Origin of the sequence: Geobacillus sp. G4 (assembly GCF_040327975.1) — a bacterium.
Lineage (GTDB): Bacteria > Bacillota > Bacilli > Bacillales > Anoxybacillaceae > Geobacillus > Geobacillus thermoleovorans.
Genome location: NZ_JBEPJY010000098.1, coordinates 1 through 273, shown reverse-complemented (window position 1 = coordinate 273; position 273 = coordinate 1). Strand labels below are relative to the sequence as shown.

The following is a 273-nucleotide window of genomic DNA, read 5'->3' as shown; positions in this document are numbered from 1 at the left end:
AGAACCTCCTCAATCAAGGAAGAACGATATGATTTGATCAAAGGAGCAAGTTCCGATTCAACCATCCAGCGGAAGCGGGACTCCGTTACCAGACCAGACTCAACTGCCAACTCCTCTGATAACGCTGCTTCACCCTGATTTAATGTATCCTCTGTCTGATGTTCCCGTTGATAATACAAAATCGAAATCAGTACATGTTTGCAAATGTTGTCTGCCGGACAGGAGCATTCCCAATGATCTAGCGTATTTTCAAGTGTGCAGTGTGTACCATCA

1 pseudogene is annotated in these 273 nt (G+C 44.7%); it reads right to left on the bottom strand.

The annotated features are described in order from the left end of the window. Positions 1-273: pseudogene (locus tag ABS784_RS17105) on the bottom strand (hypothetical protein); the annotation flags it as partial.